Below are 23,059 nucleotides of genomic sequence, written 5' to 3'. Positions count from 1 at the left end.
CGCTCCGGCCAGGCGGGGGGCTTGCGCCCCTCCCCCGCCCGGCGCATGCCTTCGCCGGGACGAAACGGGATGAGACGGAACGACCATGATCGGGGTCGACTGGGGCACCACCAGCCTGCGCGCCTATCGCATCGGCGCATCCGGCCCGGCGACGGACCGGCTCGACCGGCCGGGCGGCATCCTCACCGTGCCGCAGGGCGGCTTTCCCGCCGCCTTGCGTGACGCCATCGGCCCCTGGCTCGCGGCCGGGGAGACCAGGGTGCTGCTCTGCGGCATGGTCGGCAGCCGCCAGGGCTGGGTCGAGGCGCCCTATCTGCGCTGCCCCGCGGGCCCGGCCGAGATCGCCGCCGCCACCACCGCCATCCCCTTCGCCGGCGCCGAGCTGCGCCTGATCCCCGGCCTGACGACCGAGGATGAGGGCGGCGTCCCCGATGTGATGCGCGGCGAGGAGACCAAGCTGGTGGCCCTGGCCGAGAGCCTCGGCACCGCGCTGGCCTGCCTGCCCGGCACCCACAGCAAATGGGCGCGGCTGGAAGACGGGCGCGTCACCGGCTTCGCCACGCACATGACCGGCGAGACTTTTGCCGCATTGTCGCAGCACACCATTCTGGCCCGCACCAGCGTGGACGGCCCCGATGTACCGGAAGCCTTCTCCCGCGGCGTGGATCGCGCGCGCCAGCCCGGCGGGCTGCTGCACCATCTGTTCGGCGCCCGCACCCTGCATCTGATGGGCCGGCTGGAACAGGCGGAGACGCGCAGCTTCCTCTCCGGCCTGCTGATCGGCCATGAGATCGTGGCGGCGGCTTCGGGGGTGACGGCGGTGCATCTCGCCGGCGCCGCGCATCTCTCGGCGCTCTACGCCGCGGCGCTGGCGCGCAACGGCATCGCGGTGACGCAACATGATCCGGATCTGGTCGCATCCGGCCTTCGCCAGATCGGCAGGAGTCTCGGATGGGTTTGAAGGATTGGCTCGCGGCCTGCCCCCTGGTCGCCATCCTGCGCGGGCTGAAGCCCGAGGATGCGCTGGGGATCGGGGAGGTGCTGGTCACCTCCGGCATCGCCGTGCTGGAAGTGCCGCTGAATTCGCCCGAGCCGCTGGAGAGCATCCGCATCCTGGCGCATCGCTTCGGCGAGGATGCGCTGATCGGCGCCGGCACGGTGACCGACCCGGCCGATTGCGCGCGCATCGCCGCCGTGGGCGGCCGGCTGATCGTGACGCCGCATGCCGACCCCGCCGTGGTGCGGGCTGCGAAGGCGGAGGGCATGATCTGCGTCCCCGGCTTCTTCACCCCGGGCGAGGCTTTTGCCCTGCTCAAGGCCGGCGCGGATGGGCTGAAGCTGTTCCCGGCCGAGGCGGGGTCACCCGCCATGCTGCGCGCCTTGCTGGCCGTGCTGCCGAAGGGCACGCCGGTGCTGCCCGTGGGCGGCATCGATGCGACGAACATCCCAGTCTGGCGGGAAGCCGGCGCCACCGGCTTCGGCATCGGCAGCGCCATCTTCCGCCCCGGTGACGACGCGGCGGCGGTGCGCGCCAAGGCGGCGAAGCTTCGCCTTGCCTGAATGGGAGCGGAGGGGCATCAATATCCGCAATCGTCCGGCGCGGATGTCGCGCAACCGGATGGCAAAGGGGGGTTGGTGTCCATGACGTTGCATCGCCGCGATTTCGTCCTGCTTGGTGCCGCGGCGCTCGCCGCGCCGGCCTTGGTGCGCAGCGCCAAGGCGCAGGAACTCACCCTGCGGCTGCACCACTTCCTGCCGCCCGTCGCCAATGTGCACCGCCATTTCCTGATGCCCTGGGCGCAGAAGATCCAGGCGGAATCGCAGGGCAAGCTGCGGGTGCAGATCTTCCCCTCGATGCAGTTGGGTGGCGCGCCGCCGCAATTGTTCGACCAGGCGCGGGACGGCGTGGTCGACATTGTCTGGACCCTGCCCGGCAATACCCCCGGCCGCTTCCCGAAGGTCGAGGTCTTCGAACTGCCCTTCGTGGCCGATCCGCGCGCCCGGCCGAATGCGCTGGCCTGCCAGGAATTCGCCCAGACCCATCTGCGCGAGGAATTCGCCGATGTGCATCCCATCGTCATCTGGGCGCATGATGGCGGTGTCATCCATTCCAACCGCTCCGTCACGAAGCTCGAGGATATGCGCGGCCTGAAGCTTCGCTTCCCGACCCGCCAGGCCGGGGAGGCGCTGCGCGCGCTGGGTGCCGCGCCGATCGGCATGCCGGTGCCGCAGGTGCCGGAGGCCGTGTCCCAGCGCGTGATCGACGGCGCGGTGGTGCCGTGGGAGGTCGTGCCCTCGATCCGCCTGCAGGAGCTGGTGAGCCACCACACCGAGATCCTGGGCACGCCGACCTTCTATTCCGCCACCTTCATCCTGGCGATGAACAAGGCGCGCTACGCGGCGATGCCGGACGAGCTGCGGACGGTGCTGGACGCCAATTCCGGCATGGTCGCCGCCGAGATGGCCGCCAAGCCCTGGGACGACCAGGGTCCCCTGGTCCGCGCCCAGGTGGCGCGCCGACGCCAGAACACCATCGTGCAGCTCTCGGCGGAGGAGAAGCAGCGCTGGATCGAGGCGACCCGCCCGGTGGTCGATAACTGGATCGCCGGATCGCGCGAGCGCGGTTTTGATGGTGCGGCCATGCTGGCCGAGGCCCGCGGCCTGATCGCCAAGCACGGCGCGTAACGGGTTGCGGGTTCCGGGCCAGCGCGCTCGACGAAAAGTGGGAGCGCCGGCTGATGCGGGACGACCTGGCCCCAGACTGGGGGCAGCCACCGGGTGGCGCCATAGGCCTTGCCGCGCGGGCGCTGGCCTTCCTGGGCGGCGTCTCGCTGCTGGTGGCGGCATTGGTCACCACGATCAGCGTCGTGCTGCGCTGGTTCACCAGCCAGCCGATCCGTGGTGATTTCGAGATCGTCTCGATCGCCAGCGGCGTCGGCGTGTTTGGCTTCCTCGCCTATGGCACGCTGATGCGCGCCAATATCCTGGTCGACACCTTCTCCACCTGGCTGCCGCGCCGTGTGGCGGGGGCGGTGGATGGGTTCTGGATGGTGGTCTGGGGCGGTGTGACCCTGTGGCTGGCCGAACGCATGGGCCTCGGCGCGCTGGAGACCTGGCGCAACGGCATGCGCACCATCGGCTTGCTGGCCCTGCCCTATTGGTGGGCGGTCGCCATCGGCGCGCTGGCCTTCGCGATGACCGGCGTCGCGGCGCTGGTCTGGGCGCTGCGCTTCCTGCGGGGGCGTTTCTGATGGCGCCGGAATTCGCGCTCGCGCTCACCGGCTTCGGCGCGCTGCTGGCGCTGATCGCGCTGCGCGCGCCGGTGGGGCTCGCCATGCTGCTGGTCGGCATGGGCGGCTATGTCCACATCCTGGACTGGACGACGCTCGGCAACTACCTGAAGACCACGCCCTACCATCTGTTCGCCAACTACACGCTGTCGGTCATTCCGCTGTTCATCCTGATGGGCGCCCTGGCGGAGCGCGGCGGGCTGGCGCGGGACCTGTTCGCGGCGGCGAATGCGCTGATCGGCCGCAAGCCGGGCGGCATGGCGATGGGGGTGATCGGCGCCTGCGGCTGCTTCGGCGCGGTCTGCGGCAGTTCCGTCGCCACCACCGCCACCTTCGCCCGGGCGGCGCTGCCGGAACTGCGGCGCTACGGCTACGATCCCGGCTTCTCCACCGGCACCATCGCGGTCGGCGGCACGCTCGGCATCCTGATCCCGCCCAGCGTCATCCTGGTGATCTATGCGATCAGCACGGAACAGAACATCGCCAAGCTGTTCATGGCGGCGCTGATCCCGGGCCTGCTGGCCATGGCGCTGTATATCCTGGCCATCGCACTGCTGGTGCGCTTCAACCCGAAACTCGGACCGCCGGGCGAGGCGCCGAGCGCCGCGGAGCGCCGAACCGCCTTCCGCAATGTCATTCCGGTGCTGCTGATCGCCGTGGTGGTGGTGGGCGGCATCTATGGCGGCGTCTTCACGCCCACCGAAAGCGCTGCCATCGGCTGCATCGGCACGCTGGCCGTCGGCGTGCTGCGCGGCACATTGAGCCCGCGCCAAATTCGGGAAGGTCTGTTCGCCACCGCCGAGACGACGGCGATGATCTTTGCGATCCTGCTCGGCGCCGAAATCTTCAACGCCTTCCTCGCTTTGACGCAGGCGCCGGACCTGCTGGGGATGTGGATCTCGGAGCAAGGCTACCCGCCTTATGCGGTGCTGGGCATCCTGCTGGCCTGCTACATCATTCTCGGCGCCGTGATGGACGAGTTGGCGATGATGCTGCTGACCCTGCCGGTGTTCTTCCCCGTCGTCACCGCGCTGGATTTCGGCCTGACGACGGAGGAGACGGCGATCTGGTTCGGCATCCTGGTGCTGGTGGTGGTCGGCATCGGGCTGACCGCCCCGCCCATCGGGCTGAACGTCTTCGTCGTCTCCGGCCTGGCGAAGGACGTGCCCATGGCGCGAATCTATCGCGGCGTGCTGCCCTTCCTCGCCATGGATATCCTGCGCCTCGGCCTGCTGGTGGCCTTCCCGGCGCTCAGCCTCTGGCTGGTGAACGCGCTGAGCTGAGGGCCGGGCTAGGTCCGTTCGGGATGCACCGCGGGGCCGACCGGCGCCGGGCCAGGATCCTCGGGGGTCTCGGCCGGCTTCTGCGGCGGCTCATGCACGGCGGGTCCCACGGGGGCCGGGCCGGGATCGGTCTGGCCATGCGGGGCCTTCTTGGTGGCGGCGCCGCCGGGTGCGGAATTCTCGGGCATCTTGCGATCTCCTGTCCCTGCCCTGGCGGCAGGTTCGTTGCGTCACCGGGGTAACGCGGGGCAGGTGCCGGAGGTTGCGAAGGCGCGCATCAGTTGACGCCGACATCCATCGGCGGCACGAAACGCGCAACGCCTCGAGGAACCCGACCATGGCCGATGCCTTCATCTGCGACGCCGCCCGCACCCCCATCGGCCGCTATGCCGGCGCGCTGAAGGATGTCCGCCCCGACGATCTCGGCGCCGTTCCCATCAAGGCGCTGATGGCGCGCAACCCCAGCCTCGACTGGGCCGCGGTGGAGGATGTGATCTTCGGCTGCGCCAACCAGGCCGGCGAGGACAACCGCAACGTTGCCCGCATGTCCGCCTTGCTGGCCGGCCTGCCCGAATCCATCCCCGGCTCCACCGTGAACCGCCTCTGCGGCTCCGGCATGGATGCCGTCGGCATCGCCGCGCGGGCCATCAAGGCCGGCGAATGCGAGCTGATGCTGGCCGGCGGCGTCGAGAGCATGACCCGCGCCCCCTTCGTCATGGGCAAGTCGGCCGAGGCCTTCGGCCGCGCCGCCGAGATCTACGACACCACCATCGGCTGGCGCTTCGTGAACCCGAAGATGAAGTCCGGCTTCGGCATCGATTCCATGCCGGAGACGGCGGAGAACGTCGCCCAGGATTTCCAGGTTTCCCGTGCGGACCAGGATGCCTTCGCGCTGCGTTCCCAGCAGCGGGCGGGCCGCGCGCAATCCTCCGGCCGTTTCGCCCAGGAAATCGTCCCGGTCAGCATCGCCCGCCGCAAGGGCGACCCGATCATCGTCGACCAGGACGAGCATCTGCGCCCCGACACGACGCTGGAAGCCCTGGCCAAGCTGGGCACGCCCTTCCGCAAGGAAGGCGGCAGCGTCACCGCAGGCAATGCCTCCGGCGTCAATGACGGCGCCTGCGCCATCCTGGTCGCCAGCGCCGCCGCCGCGGCGAAGCACGGGCTGACGCCGCGCGCCCGCGTGGTGGCCGCCGCCACCGCCGGCGTCGCGCCGCGCATCATGGGCTTCGGGCCGGCGCCGGCGGTGAAGCGCGTTCTGGCCAAGGCCGGGCTGACGCTGGCCGACATGGCGGTGATCGAGCTGAACGAGGCCTTCGCCGCCCAGGCGCTGGCCGTCACCCGCGACCTCGGCCTGCCCGACGATGCGGCGCATGTGAACCCCAATGGCGGCGCCATCGCATTGGGCCACCCGCTCGGCATGTCCGGCGCGCGGCTGGTGCAGACGGCGGTGCAGGAATTGCACAATCGCGGCGAGCGCTATGCGCTGGTCACCATGTGCATCGGCGTCGGCCAGGGCATCGCCATGGTGCTCGAACGGGTCTGAGGCCCCAGGGTGGGCGACCCCGTCGCTCACCCGCCGGCTTCCCGGGTCACACGATCTGGTGATAGGACACGATCTGGTCAGGTGGGGAGCCGGGATGTTTTTGCACCTGGGCGATATCGTCGTTCATGCAGCCGTCGATGGCCCCGCCGAGGCGCCACCCCTGCTGATGCTGCATTCCATCGGCACGACCCTGCATGACTTCGACCCGCAGGTCGCGGTGCTGTCCCGGACCCATCGGGTGATCCGCATGGACATGCGCGGGCACGGCCTGTCCGGCGTGACCGATGGCGACTATTCCATGCAGCGCCACGCGGCGGATGCGCTGGCGCTGCTCGATGCGCTGGGCATCCGGCAGGCGCATGTGCTCGGCATGTCGATCGGTGGCCGCATCGCCATGCAGCTCGCGGTGATGGCGCCGGATCGCGTGGAGTCGCTGATCCTGATGGACACCGCGCTGGAATTCCCACCGCCCGAGGCCTGGCAGGAGCGCATCGAGGCGGTGATGCGAATCGGCACCCAGGCGCTGGTCGATGTGGTGATGCCGCGCTGGGTGGTGGATACCGCCCTGCCCTCCTCCCAGGGCCTGCGGCAGATGCTGCTGCGCACGGATCGCCGCGGCTATGCCGGCTCCGCCGCCGCGCTGCGCGATGCCCGGGCGGCGGAGGTCGCCGGGCGCATCACCTGCCCCACCACCGTCATCGTCGGCGACCAGGACGTCGCCACCCCGCCGGAGATGGCGCGGGAGGTGCAGGCCGCCATTCCCGGCAGCCGCTACCTCGAGATCGCCGGGGCCGGCCATCTTCCGACGCTGGAAAAGCCGGAAGCCGCGACCGCCGCCATTCTCGACCATTTCGCCGCCCTCGCCCCGAAACCCGGCCTGGAAGCCGGCATGGCCGTGCGCAAGGCGGTGCTGGGGGAGGCGCATGTGGCGCGCGCCGCCGCCAATGTCTCGCCGCTGGATGCGGCCTTCCAGGAATGGATCACGGCCAATGTCTGGGGCGGCGTCTGGACCCGCCCGGGGCTGACGCGCCACAGCCGCAGCCTGCTCTGCATCGGCATCATGGCGGCGCTGGCGCGGCATGAGGAGCTGGAACTGCACCTGCGCGCCATCCCCCGCACCGGCGTGACGCCGGAGGAGGTGGGGGAGGTGCTGCTTCAGGTCGGCGCCTATGCCGGCGTGCCAACGGCGAATGCGGCGCTGAAGATCGCCAAGGCCGTGCTTCAGGAGGAACAGATCCGTTGAGCGATCCCATCGCCTATCGCCGCCCGGCGCCGGGCACCCAGCCGCCGCTGGATTTACCGGCCTATGGCAGCACCCATAAGCGCCACCCGAAGCAGCCGCTGATCCGCGTGCCGAACACGCTGACCGAGACCAGCGCGCCGCATTTCGACCCGGCCCACTACCCGGTGCAGGCCGACATGTCCCAGGTCGGCGGCCGCGCCGCGCTGGGCGAGCGGATCATCGTCGCCGGCCGCGTGACCGACGAGGATGGCCGCCCGCTGCGCGGCGCGATGGTGGAGGTCTGGCAGGCCAATGCCTCCGGCCGCTACCACCATCCGCGCGACCAGCACGACGCGCCGCTGGACCCGAATTTTGAGGGCCGCGCGCGGCTTTTCACCGATGCGGAGGGTCGCTACAGCTTCGTCAGCATCAAGCCGGGCGCCTATCCCTGGCGCAACCACGCCAATGCCTGGCGGCCGATCCATATCCATTTCGGCCTGCACGGCACCGGCTTCGGCCAGCGCATGATCACCCAGATGTATTTCCCGGGCGACCCGCTGCTGCCGCTCGATCCCATCTTCAACAGCACGGCGGATGAGGCGGCGCGCAACCGGCTGGTCTCGACCTTCGACCTCGACATCACCCGGCCGGAATGGGCGCTGGGCTACCGCTTCGACATCGTGCTGCGCGGCCCCGCCGCCACGCCCTTCGAGAACACGCCATGAGCACCCCCGCCACGGCGAGCCAGACCGCCGGCCCCTACTGGCACATGATCGATTTTCCCGAATGGGCCGACCTTCTGCGCGCCGGCGGGCCGAATGACGGCGTGCAGGGCGATCGCATCACGCTCACCGGCCGCATCACGGATGGCGACGGCGCACCCTGCGTCGATGCCATGGTGGAAATCTGGCAGGCAGGGCCGGACGGCGCCTACGATGCCGGCTTCTTCGGCTTCGGCCGCTGCGCCACCGACACGGATGGGGAATTCCGCTTCACCACGCTGAAGCCCGGCGCCGTGCCCGGCCTCGGCAATGCGACCCAGGCGCCGCATATCCTGGTGACCATCTTCGCCCGTGGCCTGATGCAGCACGTCGTCACCCGCGCCTATTTCGCCGGGGAGAAGCTGAACGACCAGGATCCGGTGCTGAATCTGGTGGACCCGGCGCGGCGCGGCACGCTGATCGCCCAGCCGGCGGGCGCCGGCGCCTGGCGGCTCGACATCCGGCTTCAGGGCGAAGGCGAGACGGTCTTTCTGGATATATGACCGTTTCTCCTGCCGACGGCCCCGTCTTTGGCAGCGACGCGACGCGCGCCATCCTGGGCGAGCGCGCCTTGCTCCAGCGGATGCTGGATGCGGCGCTGGCCCGTCTCGGCCTGATCCCGGCCGAGGCCGCCACCGCAATCACCCAGCCCGCGCGGGTCGAGATGCTGGACATACCGGCGCTCGCCCGCCGCCGCGGGGCCGGAGGCCGGGCGCTGGACCCATTGGGGCACCACCACCCAGGACATCACCGATACGGGCTTCCTGCTGCAATTGCGCGCCGCGCTGGCGCTGATCGCGGGCGACCTCGACCGGCTGGTCGCGGCGCTGGCGCGCGCCACCGGCCCAGCGACGTGACGCCCAACTACTGGACCCGATGCGACGAAGGCGGCTGGTGCAGCAGCGCCCCGATCGTCTCCGCCGCGCGGGCGACACTGAAGGGCTTGGCCAGGAAGGGCGCATCGGGCAGGCCACGCCCCGGCTCCGCAGCCCGGAAGCGGCCGGAGGTATAGACCACGGGCAGGCGGGGCCGAAGCTGGCGCGCCGCATGCGACAGGTCGAAGCCATCCGCGCCCGGCAGGTTGATGTCGGTCAGCAGCACATCGATATCGTCGCGTCGCGCGAGCAGCGCCAGCGCGGCTTCCGCATCCTCCGCCTCGATCACGGTGAAACCGGCATCGGCGAGACCCTCCACCAGGGTCATCCGCACCAGAGGATCGTCCTCTACGAGCAGCAGTGTCAGGGCGCCCGCCTCCATGCCAAGAAATCCTCCCGAAGCAAAAGGCTAAGCACGGCGCGACGAAAAAGGATGGGGCCTGGACTGTGACGTGTGCGTGATAAGGCCGGATCGCCGCTGGCTGTGATCCGGGCGCCCCAGGCGAGGTTCAGGATGGGGCCAGCACGGCGCCAGGCCGCATCCTTGCACCCCGGCCGGCAACCGGCCTGGCGCCTTCGCTTGCCGCCATCGCGGCCTGGCGATTCCGCAATGCACAAGCCCCTTGCCTCGCGGCGCCGGCACGCCATACAGGGCAGCATGCCTCCCAAAGATATCGCCATCATCGGCGCGGGCCTCGCGGGCCTCGCCTGTGCCAAGACCCTCGCCGCCTACGACGTCCGCCTGCGCCTGTTCGACAAGGGCCGGGGCCCCGGCGGACGCATGGCGACGCGGCGGGTGGAGGCGGGCGGCCATGTGCTGAATTTCGACCATGGCGCGCAATACCTGACCGCCCATGGCCCGGCCTTCGCCGCGGTGCTGGATGCGGCGCGGGCGCAGGAATGGCCGAGTGCCGGGCGCCATGTCGGCGTGCCGCGCATGTCCTCCGTGCCACGGGCGCTGGCGGAGGGCATGGATATCGACCTGATGCGCCACGTCACCGCCATCACCGGCGCGCCCGGCGCCTGGCAGGTGCATCACCTGGATGCCCGGCTGGTGCGCCCGGGCCACCCCTTCCCGACCCAGACGCCGGAGGTGGATGGCCCCTTCGAGGCGGTGGTGCTCGCTTTGCCAGCGCCGCAGGCCCAGGCGCTGCTGGCCGGCCCCGCGCCGCATCTGGCCGGTGTGCTGGAAGCAGTGCGCTTCGAGCCCTGCTGGTCGCTGATGCTGGCCTTCCCCGAACGCCTGGCCTTGCCCGACACGATCCGCGATGCCGGCCCGATCGGCTGGGCGGCGCGCGACAGTTCCAAACCCGGCCGCGATGCCAGCCTGGAGCTTTGGGTCGTGCAGGCCGGCCCCGCCTGGTCCCGCGCCAAGCTGGAACTGACGGCGGAGGCGGCGGCGGCGGCGCTGCTGGCCGAATTCGCCCAGGCCACCGGCCAGGTGCTGCCGACACCCTATTTCAGCGCGGCGCATCGCTGGCGCCATGCGCTGGTGGAAACGCCGCTCGGCGCGCCCTGCCTCTGGGATGCGCAGCTCGGCCTGGGTGCGGCCGGCGACTGGTGCATCGGCGCCCGGGCCGAGGCGGCGGTGGACAGCGCCGCGGCGCTGGTCGCCGCCATCCGGAGCACATGAGCAGCGGGCCAGAACTGGCGGAAGTGCTGGCGGAGGCCTTTCGGCTGTTGGCTCGCGGCGTCGCCGATCGCCGGCACCCTTTCCACAGGCCGACCCTGGCCACGATCGGCCTTGATGGCATGCCGCAGGCCCGGACGGTGGTCCTGCGCCGCTTCGACCCGTTGCGCCGCCAGTTGCGCCTTTATACCGACAGCCGCGCCGCCAAGGCGGCCGAGTTGGCAGCCTTCCCCTGGGCGGCGCTGCATGGCTATGACCCGGACGGCCAGTTGCAGCTTCGGCTGCGCGGCCGGGCCAGCCTGCATCAGGATGATGCGGAGGCCGATGCCGCCTGGGCGTCCAGCCCTGCCGGAAGCCGCGCGCTCTACGCCATCAGCCCCGCCCCTGGCACTGCCTGCGCCGCACCACCGCCGGCACCGCAGGACAGCGAGGGCGGGCGGCCGCATTTCTGCCTGATGGTGCTGGAATTGACCCGGCTGGAATGGCTGCATCTGGCCACCGGGGGCCATCGCCGCGCCCGCTTCGACTGGCCCGGCGATGGCGCCCACACCGCCACCTGGCTGGTGCCCTAAGGACCGACATGACCTCCCCCGACGCGATCACCGCCGAAATTCTCCGCCAGACCGCCGCGCGCGGGACTGACAAAAGCATCTGCCCGAGCGAGGTGGCCAAGGCCCTGGAACCGCAGGAGGACGCCTGGCGGCGGCTGATGGGGCCGGTCCGCGCCGCCGCCATCCGCCTGGCCCGCGCCGGGCAGGTGGAGGTGCTGCGCAAGGGCAAGCCGGTGTCGCCTGAGACCGAGATCCGTGGCGTCATCCGCCTGCGCGCGGCCCCGCCGAAAGGGGACGCCCCATGAGCACCCGCCTGTCCATGGCCAGCCTGGCGCTGCTGCGCGGCCCCGGCACCGCCGGCCTGCCGCCGGCCGAGCCGGTGGATTTCGCCCGGCTGGTGCTGCCCGCCTCCCCCAATGCCGCGCTGCTCGCCCCGCCGGGCGTCACCAGCCAGCCGCATGTCAGCCTGCCGTTGCTGGCAGTCTCGCCCGAGGCCGCCTGGGCGGCGCTGCGCATGCTGGGGGAAGGCCAACGGCGTTGCTGGAAGATGGCGGAATGGCCGGAGCGGCGGCAGGTGCAATGGGTGGACCGCACCCGCCTCGTCGGCTTTCCTGACCTGGTGAATGGCCAGGTGGTGCCGCTGGTCGGCGGCTCCGGCGTTTTCCTGTATTCGCGCAGTCTGCTCGGCTATTTCGATTTCGGCGTGAATCGCCGCCGACTCCTCGCCTGGCGCGCCAGGCTGGAGGAGGCGCTGCGCGCCGTGTGAACGCCCTCCCACACCGGATCCTGCCCCAATGCGCCGCCTCGGCTCCTTCCTGCATGACGCCTGGGCGCTGACGCGCCCCTACTGGACCAGTGAGGAAAAGGCGCGCGCCCGGCTGCTGCTGGCGGCGGTGGTGGTGCTGAACCTGTCGCTGGTGGGCATGACGGTGGTGCTCACCTATTGGCAGCGGGCCTTCTACAACGCGCTGGAGGCCAAGGATTCCGGCACCTTCTGGTCGCTGATCTTCCTGGGTGGGGAGGCCGACGGCACCTGGTTCCCGGGCTTCACCGTGGTCGCGGTGGCCTATATCCTGATTGCGGTCTACCAGCTCTATCTGCGCCAGGCCCTGCAGATCCGCTGGCGCCGCTGGCTGACGCGGGACTATCTGGACGACTGGCTGGCCGACCGTGCCTATTACCGCATCGCCCTGACCGATCCCGGCACCGACAATCCCGACCAGCGCGTGGCCGATGACCTGCGGCTGTTCGTGGACGACACGCTCACCCTGGGGCTCGGGCTGATGAACAGCGTGGTGACGCTGTTCTCCTTCATCCTGGTGCTCTGGTCGCTGTCGGGGCCGCTGGAGGTCTTCGGCGTCTCCATCCCCGGCTACATGGTCTGGGTGGCGCTGATCTATTCGGCGCTCGGCACCTGGCTGGCGCATCTGATCGGCCGGCGGCTGATCGGGCTGAACTTCCTCCAGCAGCGGGTGGAGGCGGATTTCCGCTACGCTTTGGTGCGCTTCCGCGACAATGTAGAGGGCGTGGCGCTGCATGGCGGAGAGGCCGACGAGAAGCGCGGCCTGCTGACCCGCTTCCAGGCCCTGGCGGAGAACTGGTGGGCGATCATGACCGCCACCAAGCGGCTGACCTTCTTCACCGCCGGCTATTCCCAGGTGGCCAGCATCTTTCCCATCGTGGTGGCGGCGCCGGCTTATTTCGCAGGGCGCATCCCGCTCGGCGGGCTGATCCAGACCAGCAGTGCCTTCGGCCAGGTGCAGGGCGCACTCTCCTGGTTCGTCGATTCCTACGCCCGGCTCACCGAATGGCGCGCGACGGTGGAGCGGCTGACCGGCTTCCGCCGCGCGATCGCCACCGCGCGCGCCACCGCCAGCGGCCCGCGGCCGGTCGCCGGGCCGGATGTGGCGGTGACGCTGGAGGGGGTGACGCTGTCCCTGCCCGATGGCCGGGTGCTGATCCAGGATGCCGCGCTGCGGCTGGAGAAGGGCGAGGCCGTGCTGATCTCCGGTGCTTCCGGCAGCGGCAAGTCCACCCTGTTCCGGGCGCTGGCGGGCATCTGGCCCTATGGCCAGGGCGCCGTGCATATGCCGGCAGGCACCCGCGCGCTGTTCCTGCCGCAGCGCCCCTACCTGCCGCTGGGCAGCCTGCGCCGCGCCGTCTGTTATCCGCTCGACGCCGCATCGGTGCCGGAGGACGCGGTGCGGGAGGCGCTGGAGGCGGTGGGCCTCGGCCATCTGCGGGACCGGCTGGATGTGGAGGATGCCTGGGACCGGCGCCTTTCGGGCGGGGAGCAGCAACGGCTCGCCTTCGCCCGGGCGCTGATCGCGAAGCCCGATTTCCTGTTCCTGGACGAGGCGACGGCCAGCCTCGATCCGGCGGCCGAGGCGGCGCTGTACCGGCTGGTGGCGGAACGGCTGCCGGGGGTGGGCATGCTGTCCATCGCCCATCGCCCGGCCGTCGCCGCCTTCCACGGCCGCAGCTTGCGGGTGGCAGAAGGGCGGCTGGCAGCCGGCGAGGCGTAGCGGACCTCCCGAGTCAGCCTTCGAAGCCGCGCATCGTCGCCACGAGCTGATCCAGCGCGGTGCCCCAGCCCTGGTGGAAGCCCATGGCGGCGTGGCGGTCGCGGTCCTCCGGCGTGCGGTGCATCGCCAAAGCGGTGTAGCGGGTGCCGCCTTCCACCGGCTCCAGGGTGATGGTCGCGGTGAAGAAGGGCTCCGGCGCCGGGCGGAAGCCGGGCAGCAGGGCATCGGTGAAGGTCAGGCGGCGCTCCTCCTCCACCTCCAGCCAGCAGCCGGGGCTGTCCATCCGCTCGCCATTGGGGCCTTCCATGACGGTGCGGAAGATGCCGCCGGGGCGCAGGTCAATCTCCGCCGCCGTGGTGCGCCAGGGGGCCGGGGTGAACCACTTCACCAGATGCTCCGGCCGGGTCCAGGCCAGCCAGACCAGGCGGGGCGGCACCGGCACGATGCGGGTCAGCACCAGGTCGAGCGGGGATTCGTCAGCCATTCTCTTGCTCCTTCAGGGTCAGGACATAGGCGTCCAACTGGTCCAGCCGCGCCTCCCACACCGCGCGCTGGCGGCTGAGCCAGGCCTCGGCCTCCCGCACCGCCTCGGGGCGCAGGTGGCAGATGCGCTGGCGGCCCTGCTTTTCCGTGGCGATCAGTCCGCCGCGTTCCAGCACCCGCAGATGCTGCAACAGGGTCGGCATGGCCATGCGGATCGGCGTTTCGATCTGGCCGACGGCGGCCGGCCCCTGGGCCAGCCGGGCCAGGATGGCGCGGCGGGTGGGATCGGCCAGAGCATGGAAGGCGTGGTCCAGTTGGTTAGTCATGTGACTCACCATAACGACCTGCCGCGCCTGCGCAAGATCACTTAATCGTCTGGTTGTGTTTTGCCAGAGCCTTGCGAGCCGCGCCCCATCATGCAATGTTATATTATAACATTCTCAGGCCACCCATGCTGATCGAAGGCTTCTGCCCCGCCGCCGGCCCCGGCAACCTCGCCAGCCCCCTGCCCGCCGTACTGGCCGGCATCGTCCGGCCGGGCACCCATATCGCCATCTGGCCCCGCACCCTGCCCGGCCCGCTGATGCGCGACCTGGGCAAACTCGCCGCCCGCGCGCCCTTCACCGCGACGGCCGAGGACACGCCGGAAGCCGCGCTGGATGCGCTGGTGGCGGCACTGCCGGGGCCTGCGCCGCTCGACCTGTTCCTCGACATGCTGCACCTGGCGACGGTCTTCACCCAGATCGCCGGCGCGCCCCGCCTGCGCATGCGGCTGGAGGCGATCGACGGACCCGGCTGCCATCTCTGGCATGCCGATGCGGTGGGGCTGCGGCTGCTCTGCACCTATCGCGGCGCGGGCACCGAATGGCTGGCCAGGCCGGGCGGCGCGCAGGCGGCGCGGCTGCTGAACCGCGCCGGTAGTCCCGGCCTCCCCATCCAGCGCCTGGGCACCGGCGACGTCGCCCTGATGAAGGGCGAGGCCTATCCGGGCAACCAGGGCGCCGGCTGCATCCACCGCGCCCCGCCCCGCACCCCCAAGGCGCCACCGCGCCTGCTGCTCTGCCTCGATGAAGCCGGACGGATTCCCCTCGAATGAACAAGCTTCCCGTCACCGTGCTTTCCGGCTTCCTCGGCGCCGGCAAGACCACGCTGCTGAACCACATCCTCGCCAATCGCGAGGGCCGTCGCGTCGCCGTCATCGTCAATGACATGTCGGAGGTGAATATCGACGGCGCGCTGGTCGCCAATACCGGCACGCTCTCCCGCACCGAGGAGCGGCTGGTGGAGATGTCGAATGGCTGCATCTGCTGCACGCTGCGCGAGGACCTGATGCAGGAGGTGACGAAGCTGGCCGCGGAGGGCCGCTTCGACGCGCTGCTGATCGAAAGCACCGGCGTCGGCGAGCCCATGCCCGTCGCCGCCACCTTCGACTTCCGGACGGAGGAGGGGTTTTCCCTGTCCGATGTCGCGCGGCTCGACACCATGGTGACGGTGGTCGATGCCCAGGCCTGGCTGCGCGACTATGCCTCCGCCGACAGCCTCGCGAAACGCGGCCAGGCGACCGGGGAGGAGGATACGCGGCTGCTGGTCGACCTGCTGGTCGAGCAGGTGGAATTCGCCGATGTGCTGGTGCTGAACAAGGCCGACCTGGTCAGCGAGGAAGACCTCGGCCGCCTCTCCGCCCTGCTCGCCACCTTCAACCCCCGCGCCGAGATCATCGCCAGCACCGAAGGCCGCGTGCCGCTGCACCATGTGCTGGACTCGGGAAAATTCGACTTCACCCAGGCGAGCCAGGCGGCCGGCTGGTCGCAGGCCCTGGCGGGCGGGCATCTGCCGGAGTCCGAGGAATTCGGCATCGCCAGCTTCGTATGGAAGGCCCGCCGGCCGCTGCACCCCGCCCGCTTCAAGCGGCTGGTCGAGGGGCCGCTGCCCGGCGTGGTGCGGGCCAAGGGGTTCTTCTGGCTGGCGACGCGCATGCCCTGGGCGGGGTCCTGGCAATTGGCCGGCGCCGTCGGGCGGCATGAGGCGGCAGGCTTCTGGTGGGCCGCCACCGACCCCGACCGGTGGCCGGAGGACCCCGGCTGGCACGCCGGCGTGCGGGCGAACTGGCAGGAACCCTTCGGCGACCGCCGGCAGGAGATCGTCTTCATCGGCATCGGGATGGACGAGGCCGGGTTGCGACGCCAGTTGGATGCCTGCCTGCTGACGGAGCGGGAGATGAAGGGCGGCCCCAAGGCCTGGACGAGGCTCGAGGACCCCTTTCCAGGCTGGCGCCAGGGGTAGCGCCGACCGCTACCGGAGCCGTTACCACCGCGCGAGGTATCGCAACCCGGCACAACCTTGTCCGCGCCGCAATTGCTGGCTACCCGGGGAGGGTCACGCAGGGACACCCCAATGCCGTCCAGCAACGCGCCCGCACACCCCCCCCAGCTTCCGGCAGCGGATGTCACCGACGATCTCTGGCGCTGGATGGGTGAAGTGGCCCTGCCCTTCTGGGCAACGCAGGGCCTCGACCCGGAAACGGGGCTGTTCTGGGAGCGGATGACGGCCGATGGCGCGCCGGACCGCGCCGCGCCGCGCCGCATCCGGGTGCAGGCGCGGCAGATCTACAGCCTCGCCCATGCCGCGGTGCTGGGCCTCTATCCGCAGGGCACAGCGCTGGCGCTGGGCGTCTTCGACCGATTGCTGGACGCGGCGGAAGCGCCGGATGGCGCGCCCGGCTTCGTCCAGGCGCTGGCGCCGGATGGCGCGGTGCAGGATGCGACGCGCGACGCCTATGACCACGCCTTCCTGGTGCTGGCCTTCGCCTGGCTTTCGAAGGCCAGCGGCGCGCCGCGCGTGGCGGCGGCGCTGGAGCGCTGCCTGGCCTTCGTCGACCAGGGGCTCGGCGCCGCGGATGGCAGCCTTTACGAATCCGTGCCGCGCCGCCTGCCACGCCGGCAGAATCCGCAGATGCACTGGTTCGAATCGGTGCTGGCCCTGATGGAGCTGGGCCATCCCGGCGCCGCGGCCCGCGCCGCGACGGCGCGCCGCCTCTTCGATGAAAAGCTGTATCACCGCCCGACGCGGACCATCGGCGAGTATTTCGCCGAGGACTGGCACCCCCTGCCCGATGCCGCCGCGCGGATCGTGGAGCCGGGGCATCTGGCGGAATGGAGCTGGCTGCTGCGCCGGCACGATGCGCTGGCCGGCCTGCCGCCCTGCGCCGAGGCGGCCGATCTGTTTCAGGCCGCCTTGCGCTGGGCCCAGCCCGCCACCGGCCTGCTGGTGGATGAGGTGGATCGCGACGGCCCGGTGCTGCGCGGCACCAGCCGCATCTGGCTCCAGACCGAATTGGTGAAGGCCCGGCTGGCCATGGCGGAGGAGGGTGGTGCGGCGGAGCGCGAGGCCGCGATCGCCGCGCTGACCACGATGCGCGACCATTTTCTCGGCAAGCCCTGGCCCGCCGGCTGGATCGACCAGCTCGATGCGGCGGGCCGTCCGGTGCCCGGCCCGGTGCCCGCCAGCATCCTGTATCACGTCTTCGTCGCGGTCGCGGAAGCCAAGCGGATCTTCGGGATGTCCCCGGTCTAGACGGTTGCCATCACCGGGCGCGAGGGCTGCGCTCTCACGCCGGCCAGCCCGACCAACTGCTCGAGCCCTTCCTTGTCGGCCAGCAGCGCCGCCTTTTCGGCGCGTGTCAGCCCGGCCAGCGCCTCCTCCAGCGTCTTCGCCTCCGCCGCCTTGGCACGGCCGACCACCAGATTAGGGTCCAGCGGGTCGAGGCGCGGGCGGCGCGGCGGCGGCAGCATCGCCTGATGCGCCGCGCGCAGCGCGGGATCCGTGGCGAGCCGGCGCACCGCTTCCGTATCCTCCGCCTCCGCCTGCCATTGCCGGCGGAAGGTGACGGCGCGGTCGAGCACGGCGGGCGGTGCCGCCTCCTCCGGGATCGCCAGAAGGCCGATCCGCCGCAGCAAGGCGGGGCTGCGCGCGGTCCAGGCCGCCAGCGGCACGGCCAAGGCCAGGCCCAAGGTCACCGGCAGCATCCACAGCGCCAGATAGGGCGAGACGAGCCAGGAGGCGATGCCGAACAGCAGGCCGAACAGCGTGTGGCGCCAGTAGAGCCGGAACACGGCCCGCATCGGCAAATGGCCATCATCGCGCTGCTGCGGCTGCCAGCCGGAATCGCGGCCGAGCAGGATGGAGACCACATCGGCGCTTTGCGTCAGCATCGTCACCGGGGCCAGCAGACCTGCGACCACCGTCTCCACCAGCATCGACAGGAAGGACCGCACCGGGCCGCCGATGCCGTCGCGATCGCGCTGCCGCAACAGCATCAGCCCCCAGGCGAGCAGCTTCGGCACCAGCAGCAGCGCCATGGTGCCGATGAACAGCCACATCGCCCGCACCGGATCGACCACCGGCCAGTCCGGAAACAGCGAGGGGCCGGCGGGGAAATAATTCGGGCGGATGAAGCGCACCTCCAGCGCGCCGAACACCCCCACCACCAGGAACAGCAGCCAGAGCGGCGCGGTGATGTAGCTGCCGATGCCGGTGAACAGGTGCAGCCGGCTGATCGGATGCAGCCCGCGCGCCGGCAGCACTGCCGCATGCTGAAGATTGCCCTGGCACCAGCGACGGTCACGCACCGCGAGGTCGGTGAGCGAGGGCGGGCTTTCCTCGTAGCTGCCCTGCAGGGTCGGCACCATGTGGATCGCCCAGCCGGCACGCCGCAGCAGTGCGGCCTCGACGAAGTCATGGCTCAGGATATGGCCGCCGAAGGGCTTGCGGCCGCGCAGCGTCGGTAGCCCGGCATGGGCGGCGAAGGCACGGGTGCGGATGATCGCGTTGTGGCCCCAGTAATTGCCCTCCGCCCCATGCCACCAGGCGATGCCGGCGGCGATCATCGGGCCATAGACCCTGCCGGCGAATTGCTGCATCCGGGCGAAGAAGGACTTGCCGCCGACGATCACCGGCAGGGTCTGGATCAGCCCGACATCGGGGTGGGATTCCATCGCCGCCGCGATACGGACCAAGGCGTCGCCCTCCATCACGCTGTCGGCGTCGAGGATGAGCATGGACGGATAGGAGGCGCCGAAGCGCTGCACCCATTCGGCGATGTTGCCAGCCTTGCGTTCCGTGTTCTTCGGGCGGCGACGGTAGAAGATGTGGTCGTGGTCGCCGGTGCGCTCGCGCAGCGCCAGGAAGGCCGCTTCCTCCGTCACCCAGGCATCCGGATCGGTGGTGTCGCTCAGGATGAAGATGTCGAAATGCGCGCCGCGCCCGGTGGCGGCAAGGCTTTCATGGATCGCCTGGAGCCCGGCCATCACCCGCTCCGGCGGCTCGTTGTACACGGGCATCAGCAGCGCGGTGCGGCTGGCAAGTTCGGGCAATGGGGCCGCCGCATCGATGCCGAGACGCCGGCCACCGCCCGCCAGCAGGCTGCCGAAGCCGCAAAGCGCGCTGATGAAGGACAGCGCGATCCAGCCGAACAGGGCGATGAACAGCAGCAACAGGATGATCTGCAGGGCGGTGGGCCGGCGGATATCCAGCGCCAACCCCATCTCATGCGCGGCGAAGGCGGTCAGCAGCACCGAACCGCCCAGCACCAGCACGCGCCGCCAAGCCATGCCGCCCGGCGCGGAGGGGCGCGAGGTCGGCCCGGGCTCCGGCATGCGGCGCAGCGACTGCACCGGCATCTCCAGTGGCGCCGGCTCCGGCAGCGCGTGCCAGCCGGGCGGCGGCGATCCGGCTACGCCGTCCATCGATACAGCCAGGTCTCGGTCAGGGGCTGGTCGCCGATCTTCAGCACGACGCGCAGTTCCACCAGCCGCGCCGAGCCTGGCGCCAATTCGAAATGCACGCGCCAGCCGCCATTCTGCGGATTGCGCTGCACCACCGGGTTGCGGATTTCGCCGGCGCTGTTCGAAAGCTCCATCGTCGGCGTCACATCCGGCGGAACCTCGCCCGCCTTGCCGCCGGCCACATCGAGCACGAACAGACGCCCGCTGCGCCCCGCGGCACCCAGCCGCGTCTCGGTGAACTGCGCCAGATCCCGGTTGCCGGGGAAGACCGGCAGCCAGTGCAGGCGATAGACGAAATTGTATTCCTGCCCGGCCCGCATCGGCTGCTCGGGCCGCCAATAGGCGACGATGTTGTCGTGGATCTCGCCATCCGTGGGGATTTCCACGAGCTGGACGCGCCCCGGCCCCCAATCGGAAATCGGCTCCACCCAGAGGCTCGGCCGGCGCTCATACAGCGCCTCCAGGTCATTGTAGCCGAGGTAGTCGCGTCGCCGCTGCATCAGGCCGAAGCCGCGCGGATTGACCTCGCTGAAATCGCTGATCTGCAGGTCGCGCGGATTGTGCAGCGGCCGCCACAACTGTTCGCCGCGGGAGGTGGCGATCATCAGCCCGTCGGAATCATGCACTGCGTTGCGGTAGTCGTTCACGCCCTCCCGGTCATTGGGGGCGAAGAAGAACATGCTGGTCAGCGGCGCGATGCCTGCCGCCGTCACCTCCACGCGCGGGAACATCGCGGCCTGCACGTCGAAGACGGTGTGGTCGCCGGGGCGAATGGTGAAGCGAAAGGCGGCGGTCGCGCTCGGGCTGTCGAGCAGCGCATGGACCACCACGGAATTGGCGCCGGCATGCGGGCGTTCCAGCCAGAAGGCGCGGAACAGCGGAAACTCCTCGCCCGCCGCATCCGCCGTCTTGATGGCGAGGCCGCGGGCCGACAGCCCATAGAGCAGTCCCCGCCCGACCGCCCGGAAGTAGGAGGCGCCGAGGAAAGCACAGAGCTCGTCATAGATGCCCTGGGTGTTCAGCGGGTTGTGGATGCGGAAGCCGGCATAGCCGAAATCGGCGCCTGGCGGCGCGCGGTCGCCCAATGTGAAGGCGCCGGGATCATAGGGGATCGGGCGCGCCTGGCGCTCCACCACCTCGAACATCTCGACCTTCTGGGCATAGAGGAAGCCGCGATGGAAGAGCTGCACCCGGAAACCCAGATCCTGGCCTTGCCAGAGGCTGCGTTGCGGATCGAAGCGCAGCGTGCGGTAGTCGTCATAGCTGAGATCGGTGAAGGCGCGTGGCAGTGAGGAGTTCGGCGCGCGATAGTCGCGGCTGGCCAGGTCGCGCGCCATGTCGCGCACGGTGCCGTCGCTGAAGGGCTGTCCGGGTCGGGCGGCGGGCTGCGCCTCCACCTCCTCCCGCGTGTCACGCAGGAACAGGGCAGAGCCGGCGAGAGCGGCAAGAGCGGTTCGGCGTCGCAATTGAGCCCCCATTCGGCGCGGGTGGATGGTTGCGGGCGCCGGGCCTGTCATGGCCCCGCAAGCCCGCGTCGCCCTGCTAACGGAATGCGGCATGGGCGGTTGCATAGTCTGTCTGGCAGCGCACAAAAAAACGGGCGGGGGATGACCCCGCCCGCTTCAGCCCTGCAAGGGCCGGCTGGTCAGGCCACGTCGCCCGGCCGGCGCAGTGCCGGGTCATTGGCGAGCGGCAGCTCGCCCGGCGCGCGGATCGGCGCGGTATGGCCGACCGGGTTGCGTGCCGGGTCCACCGCCGGATCCCAGCCGCTGCTGCGCCATTCCTGCTGGCGGGCATCCATGTCGATCGGGCCGTGCTGCTCTAGGATTCGCTCGGCCTCCGCGGCGCGGCTCTCATCGGTTCGCACCGCCACCAGATGACCGCCACGGCGCAGCCCCTCGGAATAGGTGGTGGCGTGTTCCTCGCCCACACCGGCCGAGACCAGCCCACCGATCAGACCGCCCGAGGCGGCGCCGACACCGGCACCGGTCAGGGCGGCGACAAGCCAGCCCGCGGCCACCAGCGGGCCGACGCCCGGGATCGCCAGGGCACCGATGCCGGCCAGAAGGCCCGCGCCGCCACCCAGGACCGTGCCGAGCGAGGCGCCGGTCGCCGCGCCTGTCTTGGTCGGGGCCTCAGCGGTGCCATCCGGATGCCGCGTGCCCACATCCGCGGCGGCGGCGCGACCGGGCGTGCCGGGCAGGTCGTCACGCACGGTCTCGCCGGCGCTGCCCATATAGGTGATGTCTTCATGCTTGAAGCCGGCGGCCTCGAGGCTGGCGACCGCGGCATGCGCGGTGGTGGAGCTGTCGAAAAGCCGGGCAATGGTACGGATTGTCATAAGCGCGTTTCCTGTCGTTGTTGATGATGGGTTCGTCAGGCTCACGGCGTCGCGACGATGTTGCCCTGGAAGTCCATGCCGACGCCGGTCTGCTGACCGTTGCGCATGGCTCGGCCGCGCCAGATGCCACGATCGTCCAGGGTCAGCCCCTGCACATCGGCGAAGCCGGCGTCACCCATGCGGGAACGGGCCTGGCCCTCGGTGAAGGAATTGGCCCCCTCCTCCAGCGCGCCCTGGCGGGCCGTATCGCCGCCACCCTGGACCGGCGCCGTCGGCGTGGTGGTGCCGGTGCTGGGCGCGGCGCCGGGTGCGGGCGTGGTGGGCTGGGTCGCGCCCGGCAGACCGCCGCCGGCCCGACCCGGATCGGACGGTGTCGCGCCCGGGCTGGTCTGGCCCATCTGCGAGGACGGGGCGCGCGCGCCACCCATGCCGGGCGCCTGGTTGGCCTGGCTGCCCTGCGGCATCGGCGTCGGATTGGTCTGGGCTGCCGGCGCACCCGGGGTCTGGCCGGACGTACCCTGCTGCGCCATGGGCTGGCCCGTCGGGCCGACATTCGGCGTGGTCGCGCTGGGCGAGGTGCTTTGCGCGAAGGCGGCGCCAGCGAGGCCGAGGGATGCGACAAAAGCGCCCACGAGGGCGGTGTGACGTGTCGTCATGGTGGTTCCTCCGTAATTCTGATCGGGTGTGATGCACCCATGCTGTTCAGAACGCGGAAGATGGCCGAGTGTTCATACTGCCGCCGAGACGGTCGCGCACAGCGGCGCGAGCG

General features: G+C 70.7%; 26 protein-coding genes. 17 read left to right on the top strand and 9 right to left on the bottom strand.

Annotated features, from left to right (window positions below):
- Positions 1-85: 85 nt before the first annotated feature.
- The 5 genes from JJQ90_RS16005 (at position 86) to JJQ90_RS15985 (ending at position 4,573) form a co-directional block, all read left to right on the top strand.
- On the top strand, positions 86-961 hold the full coding sequence (locus JJQ90_RS16005) for a 2-dehydro-3-deoxygalactonokinase (protein WP_216877067.1): 876 nt from the start codon (positions 86-88) through the stop codon (positions 959-961).
- Complete coding sequence (locus tag JJQ90_RS16000) at positions 952-1,560, top strand: 2-dehydro-3-deoxy-6-phosphogalactonate aldolase (protein ID WP_216877065.1); 609 nt, start codon at positions 952-954, stop codon at positions 1,558-1,560. Before JJQ90_RS16005 ends, JJQ90_RS16000 begins: the two co-directional genes overlap by 10 nt.
- 81 nt (positions 1,561-1,641) lie before the next feature.
- A complete protein-coding gene (locus JJQ90_RS15995) occupies positions 1,642-2,685 on the top strand; it encodes a TRAP transporter substrate-binding protein (RefSeq protein WP_216877063.1) in 1,044 nt (347 codons plus the stop codon).
- Positions 2,686-2,738: 53 nt separating this feature from the next.
- The gene (locus JJQ90_RS15990; RefSeq protein ID WP_216877061.1) at positions 2,739-3,251 is read left to right on the top strand and encodes a TRAP transporter small permease; all 513 of its coding nucleotides are present in this window, start codon (positions 2,739-2,741) and stop codon (positions 3,249-3,251) included.
- Positions 3,251-4,573: a TRAP transporter large permease gene (locus tag JJQ90_RS15985; protein ID WP_216877059.1), complete on the top strand. Its 1,323-nt coding sequence runs from the start codon at positions 3,251-3,253 to the stop codon at positions 4,571-4,573. The genes JJQ90_RS15990 and JJQ90_RS15985 overlap by 1 nt, the downstream gene beginning before the upstream one ends.
- An 8-nt stretch (positions 4,574-4,581) precedes the next feature.
- Here the strand turns inward: JJQ90_RS15985 and JJQ90_RS15980 are convergent, their stop codons facing one another.
- Complete coding sequence (locus JJQ90_RS15980; RefSeq protein WP_216877058.1) at positions 4,582-4,761, bottom strand: hypothetical protein; 180 nt, start codon at positions 4,759-4,761, stop codon at positions 4,582-4,584.
- 149 nt (positions 4,762-4,910) lie between these two features.
- Between JJQ90_RS15980 and pcaF the strand changes: the two genes are divergently transcribed.
- The 4 genes from pcaF (at position 4,911) to pcaG (ending at position 8,605) form a co-directional block, all read left to right on the top strand.
- Positions 4,911-6,119 (top strand): 3-oxoadipyl-CoA thiolase, encoded by a 1,209-nt coding sequence (gene pcaF / locus JJQ90_RS15975; protein ID WP_216877056.1) that lies wholly within the window; start codon positions 4,911-4,913, stop codon positions 6,117-6,119.
- A gap of 94 nt (positions 6,120-6,213) precedes the next feature.
- A complete protein-coding gene (gene pcaDC, locus JJQ90_RS15970) occupies positions 6,214-7,362 on the top strand; it encodes a bifunctional 3-oxoadipate enol-lactonase/4-carboxymuconolactone decarboxylase PcaDC (protein ID WP_216877054.1) in 1,149 nt (382 codons plus the stop codon).
- Positions 7,359-8,066 (top strand): protocatechuate 3,4-dioxygenase subunit beta, encoded by a 708-nt coding sequence (gene pcaH / locus JJQ90_RS15965; protein WP_216877052.1) that lies wholly within the window; start codon positions 7,359-7,361, stop codon positions 8,064-8,066. The genes pcaDC and pcaH overlap by 4 nt, the downstream gene beginning before the upstream one ends.
- Positions 8,063-8,605, top strand: coding sequence for a protocatechuate 3,4-dioxygenase subunit alpha (pcaG, locus tag JJQ90_RS15960; RefSeq protein ID WP_216877051.1), 543 nt, complete (start codon positions 8,063-8,065; stop codon positions 8,603-8,605). Before pcaH ends, pcaG begins: the two co-directional genes overlap by 4 nt.
- On the opposite strand, the gene JJQ90_RS15955 is transcribed toward pcaG, so the two are convergent.
- Both JJQ90_RS15955 and JJQ90_RS15950 read right to left on the bottom strand, forming a co-directional pair.
- Complete coding sequence (locus JJQ90_RS15955) at positions 8,569-8,850, bottom strand: hypothetical protein (protein WP_216877048.1); 282 nt, start codon at positions 8,848-8,850, stop codon at positions 8,569-8,571. The two genes, pcaG and JJQ90_RS15955, sit on opposite strands and share 37 nt — an antisense overlap.
- Before the next feature lie 116 nt (positions 8,851-8,966).
- Positions 8,967-9,359, bottom strand: coding sequence for a response regulator (locus JJQ90_RS15950; protein WP_216877046.1), 393 nt, complete (start codon positions 9,357-9,359; stop codon positions 8,967-8,969).
- Positions 9,360-9,635: 276 nt separating this feature from the next.
- Here JJQ90_RS15950 and JJQ90_RS15945 point away from each other — a divergent pair, with 276 nt between their 5' ends.
- From JJQ90_RS15945 to JJQ90_RS15925, 5 genes are read left to right on the top strand one after another with little or no spacing between them, the layout of a single operon-like run.
- On the top strand, positions 9,636-10,610 hold the full coding sequence (locus JJQ90_RS15945; RefSeq protein WP_216877044.1) for an NAD(P)/FAD-dependent oxidoreductase: 975 nt from the start codon (positions 9,636-9,638) through the stop codon (positions 10,608-10,610).
- A complete protein-coding gene (locus JJQ90_RS15940; protein WP_216877042.1) occupies positions 10,607-11,179 on the top strand; it encodes a pyridoxamine 5'-phosphate oxidase family protein in 573 nt (190 codons plus the stop codon). The genes JJQ90_RS15945 and JJQ90_RS15940 overlap by 4 nt, the downstream gene beginning before the upstream one ends.
- A gap of 8 nt (positions 11,180-11,187) precedes the next feature.
- On the top strand, positions 11,188-11,463 hold the full coding sequence (locus JJQ90_RS15935) for a DUF3253 domain-containing protein (RefSeq protein ID WP_216877040.1): 276 nt from the start codon (positions 11,188-11,190) through the stop codon (positions 11,461-11,463).
- Complete coding sequence (locus JJQ90_RS15930; RefSeq protein WP_216877038.1) at positions 11,460-11,924, top strand: DUF1499 domain-containing protein; 465 nt, start codon at positions 11,460-11,462, stop codon at positions 11,922-11,924. The genes JJQ90_RS15935 and JJQ90_RS15930 overlap by 4 nt, the downstream gene beginning before the upstream one ends.
- Positions 11,925-11,952: 28 nt before the next feature.
- Entirely contained in the window at positions 11,953-13,683 is a 1,731-nt protein-coding gene (locus JJQ90_RS15925) for an ABC transporter ATP-binding protein/permease (protein WP_216877036.1), read from the top strand.
- Between the two features lie 13 nt (positions 13,684-13,696).
- Here the strand turns inward: JJQ90_RS15925 and JJQ90_RS15920 are convergent, their stop codons facing one another.
- Together JJQ90_RS15920 and JJQ90_RS15915 are read right to left on the bottom strand one after the other, a co-directional pair.
- On the bottom strand, positions 13,697-14,167 hold the full coding sequence (locus tag JJQ90_RS15920; RefSeq protein WP_216877034.1) for an SRPBCC family protein: 471 nt from the start codon (positions 14,165-14,167) through the stop codon (positions 13,697-13,699).
- On the bottom strand, positions 14,160-14,492 hold the full coding sequence (locus JJQ90_RS15915) for an ArsR/SmtB family transcription factor (RefSeq protein WP_216877032.1): 333 nt from the start codon (positions 14,490-14,492) through the stop codon (positions 14,160-14,162). Before JJQ90_RS15915 ends, JJQ90_RS15920 begins: the two co-directional genes overlap by 8 nt.
- A 125-nt stretch (positions 14,493-14,617) precedes the next feature.
- Here JJQ90_RS15915 and JJQ90_RS15910 point away from each other — a divergent pair, with 125 nt between their 5' ends.
- The 3 genes from JJQ90_RS15910 (at position 14,618) to JJQ90_RS15900 (ending at position 17,739) form a co-directional block, all read left to right on the top strand.
- The gene (locus tag JJQ90_RS15910) at positions 14,618-15,262 is read left to right on the top strand and encodes a DUF1826 domain-containing protein (RefSeq protein ID WP_216877030.1); all 645 of its coding nucleotides are present in this window, start codon (positions 14,618-14,620) and stop codon (positions 15,260-15,262) included.
- Positions 15,259-16,449 (top strand): zinc metallochaperone GTPase ZigA, encoded by a 1,191-nt coding sequence (gene zigA, locus JJQ90_RS15905; RefSeq protein WP_216877028.1) that lies wholly within the window; start codon positions 15,259-15,261, stop codon positions 16,447-16,449. Before JJQ90_RS15910 ends, zigA begins: the two co-directional genes overlap by 4 nt.
- Before the next feature lie 111 nt (positions 16,450-16,560).
- Positions 16,561-17,739 carry an AGE family epimerase/isomerase gene (locus JJQ90_RS15900; protein ID WP_216877026.1) on the top strand — a complete coding sequence of 393 codons (1,179 nt, stop codon included), beginning with the start codon at positions 16,561-16,563 and terminating at the stop codon, positions 17,737-17,739.
- On the opposite strand, the gene mdoH is transcribed toward JJQ90_RS15900, so the two are convergent.
- The 4 genes from mdoH to JJQ90_RS15880 all read right to left on the bottom strand — a co-directional run bounded on the left by mdoH (position 17,736) and on the right by JJQ90_RS15880 (position 22,946).
- The gene (gene mdoH, locus JJQ90_RS15895) at positions 17,736-19,910 is read right to left on the bottom strand and encodes a glucans biosynthesis glucosyltransferase MdoH (RefSeq protein ID WP_216877024.1); all 2,175 of its coding nucleotides are present in this window, start codon (positions 19,908-19,910) and stop codon (positions 17,736-17,738) included. The two genes, JJQ90_RS15900 and mdoH, sit on opposite strands and share 4 nt — an antisense overlap.
- Positions 19,898-21,415 (bottom strand): glucan biosynthesis protein, encoded by a 1,518-nt coding sequence (locus JJQ90_RS15890; RefSeq protein WP_230410710.1) that lies wholly within the window; start codon positions 21,413-21,415, stop codon positions 19,898-19,900. Before JJQ90_RS15890 ends, mdoH begins: the two co-directional genes overlap by 13 nt.
- 179 nt (positions 21,416-21,594) lie before the next feature.
- Positions 21,595-22,290: a hypothetical protein gene (locus JJQ90_RS15885; protein WP_216877022.1), complete on the bottom strand. Its 696-nt coding sequence runs from the start codon at positions 22,288-22,290 to the stop codon at positions 21,595-21,597.
- Between the two features lie 41 nt (positions 22,291-22,331).
- Positions 22,332-22,946, bottom strand: a complete 615-nt coding sequence (locus JJQ90_RS15880) for a hypothetical protein (RefSeq protein WP_216877021.1) — start codon at positions 22,944-22,946, stop codon at positions 22,332-22,334.
- Positions 22,947-23,059 lie beyond the last annotated feature (113 nt).

Origin of the sequence: Falsiroseomonas oleicola (genome assembly GCF_019029495.1) — a bacterium.
GTDB lineage: Bacteria > Pseudomonadota > Alphaproteobacteria > Acetobacterales > Acetobacteraceae > Falsiroseomonas > Falsiroseomonas oleicola.
The sequence above is the reverse complement of the archived record's forward strand: the minus strand, read 5'-3'. Positions and strand labels throughout refer to the sequence as shown.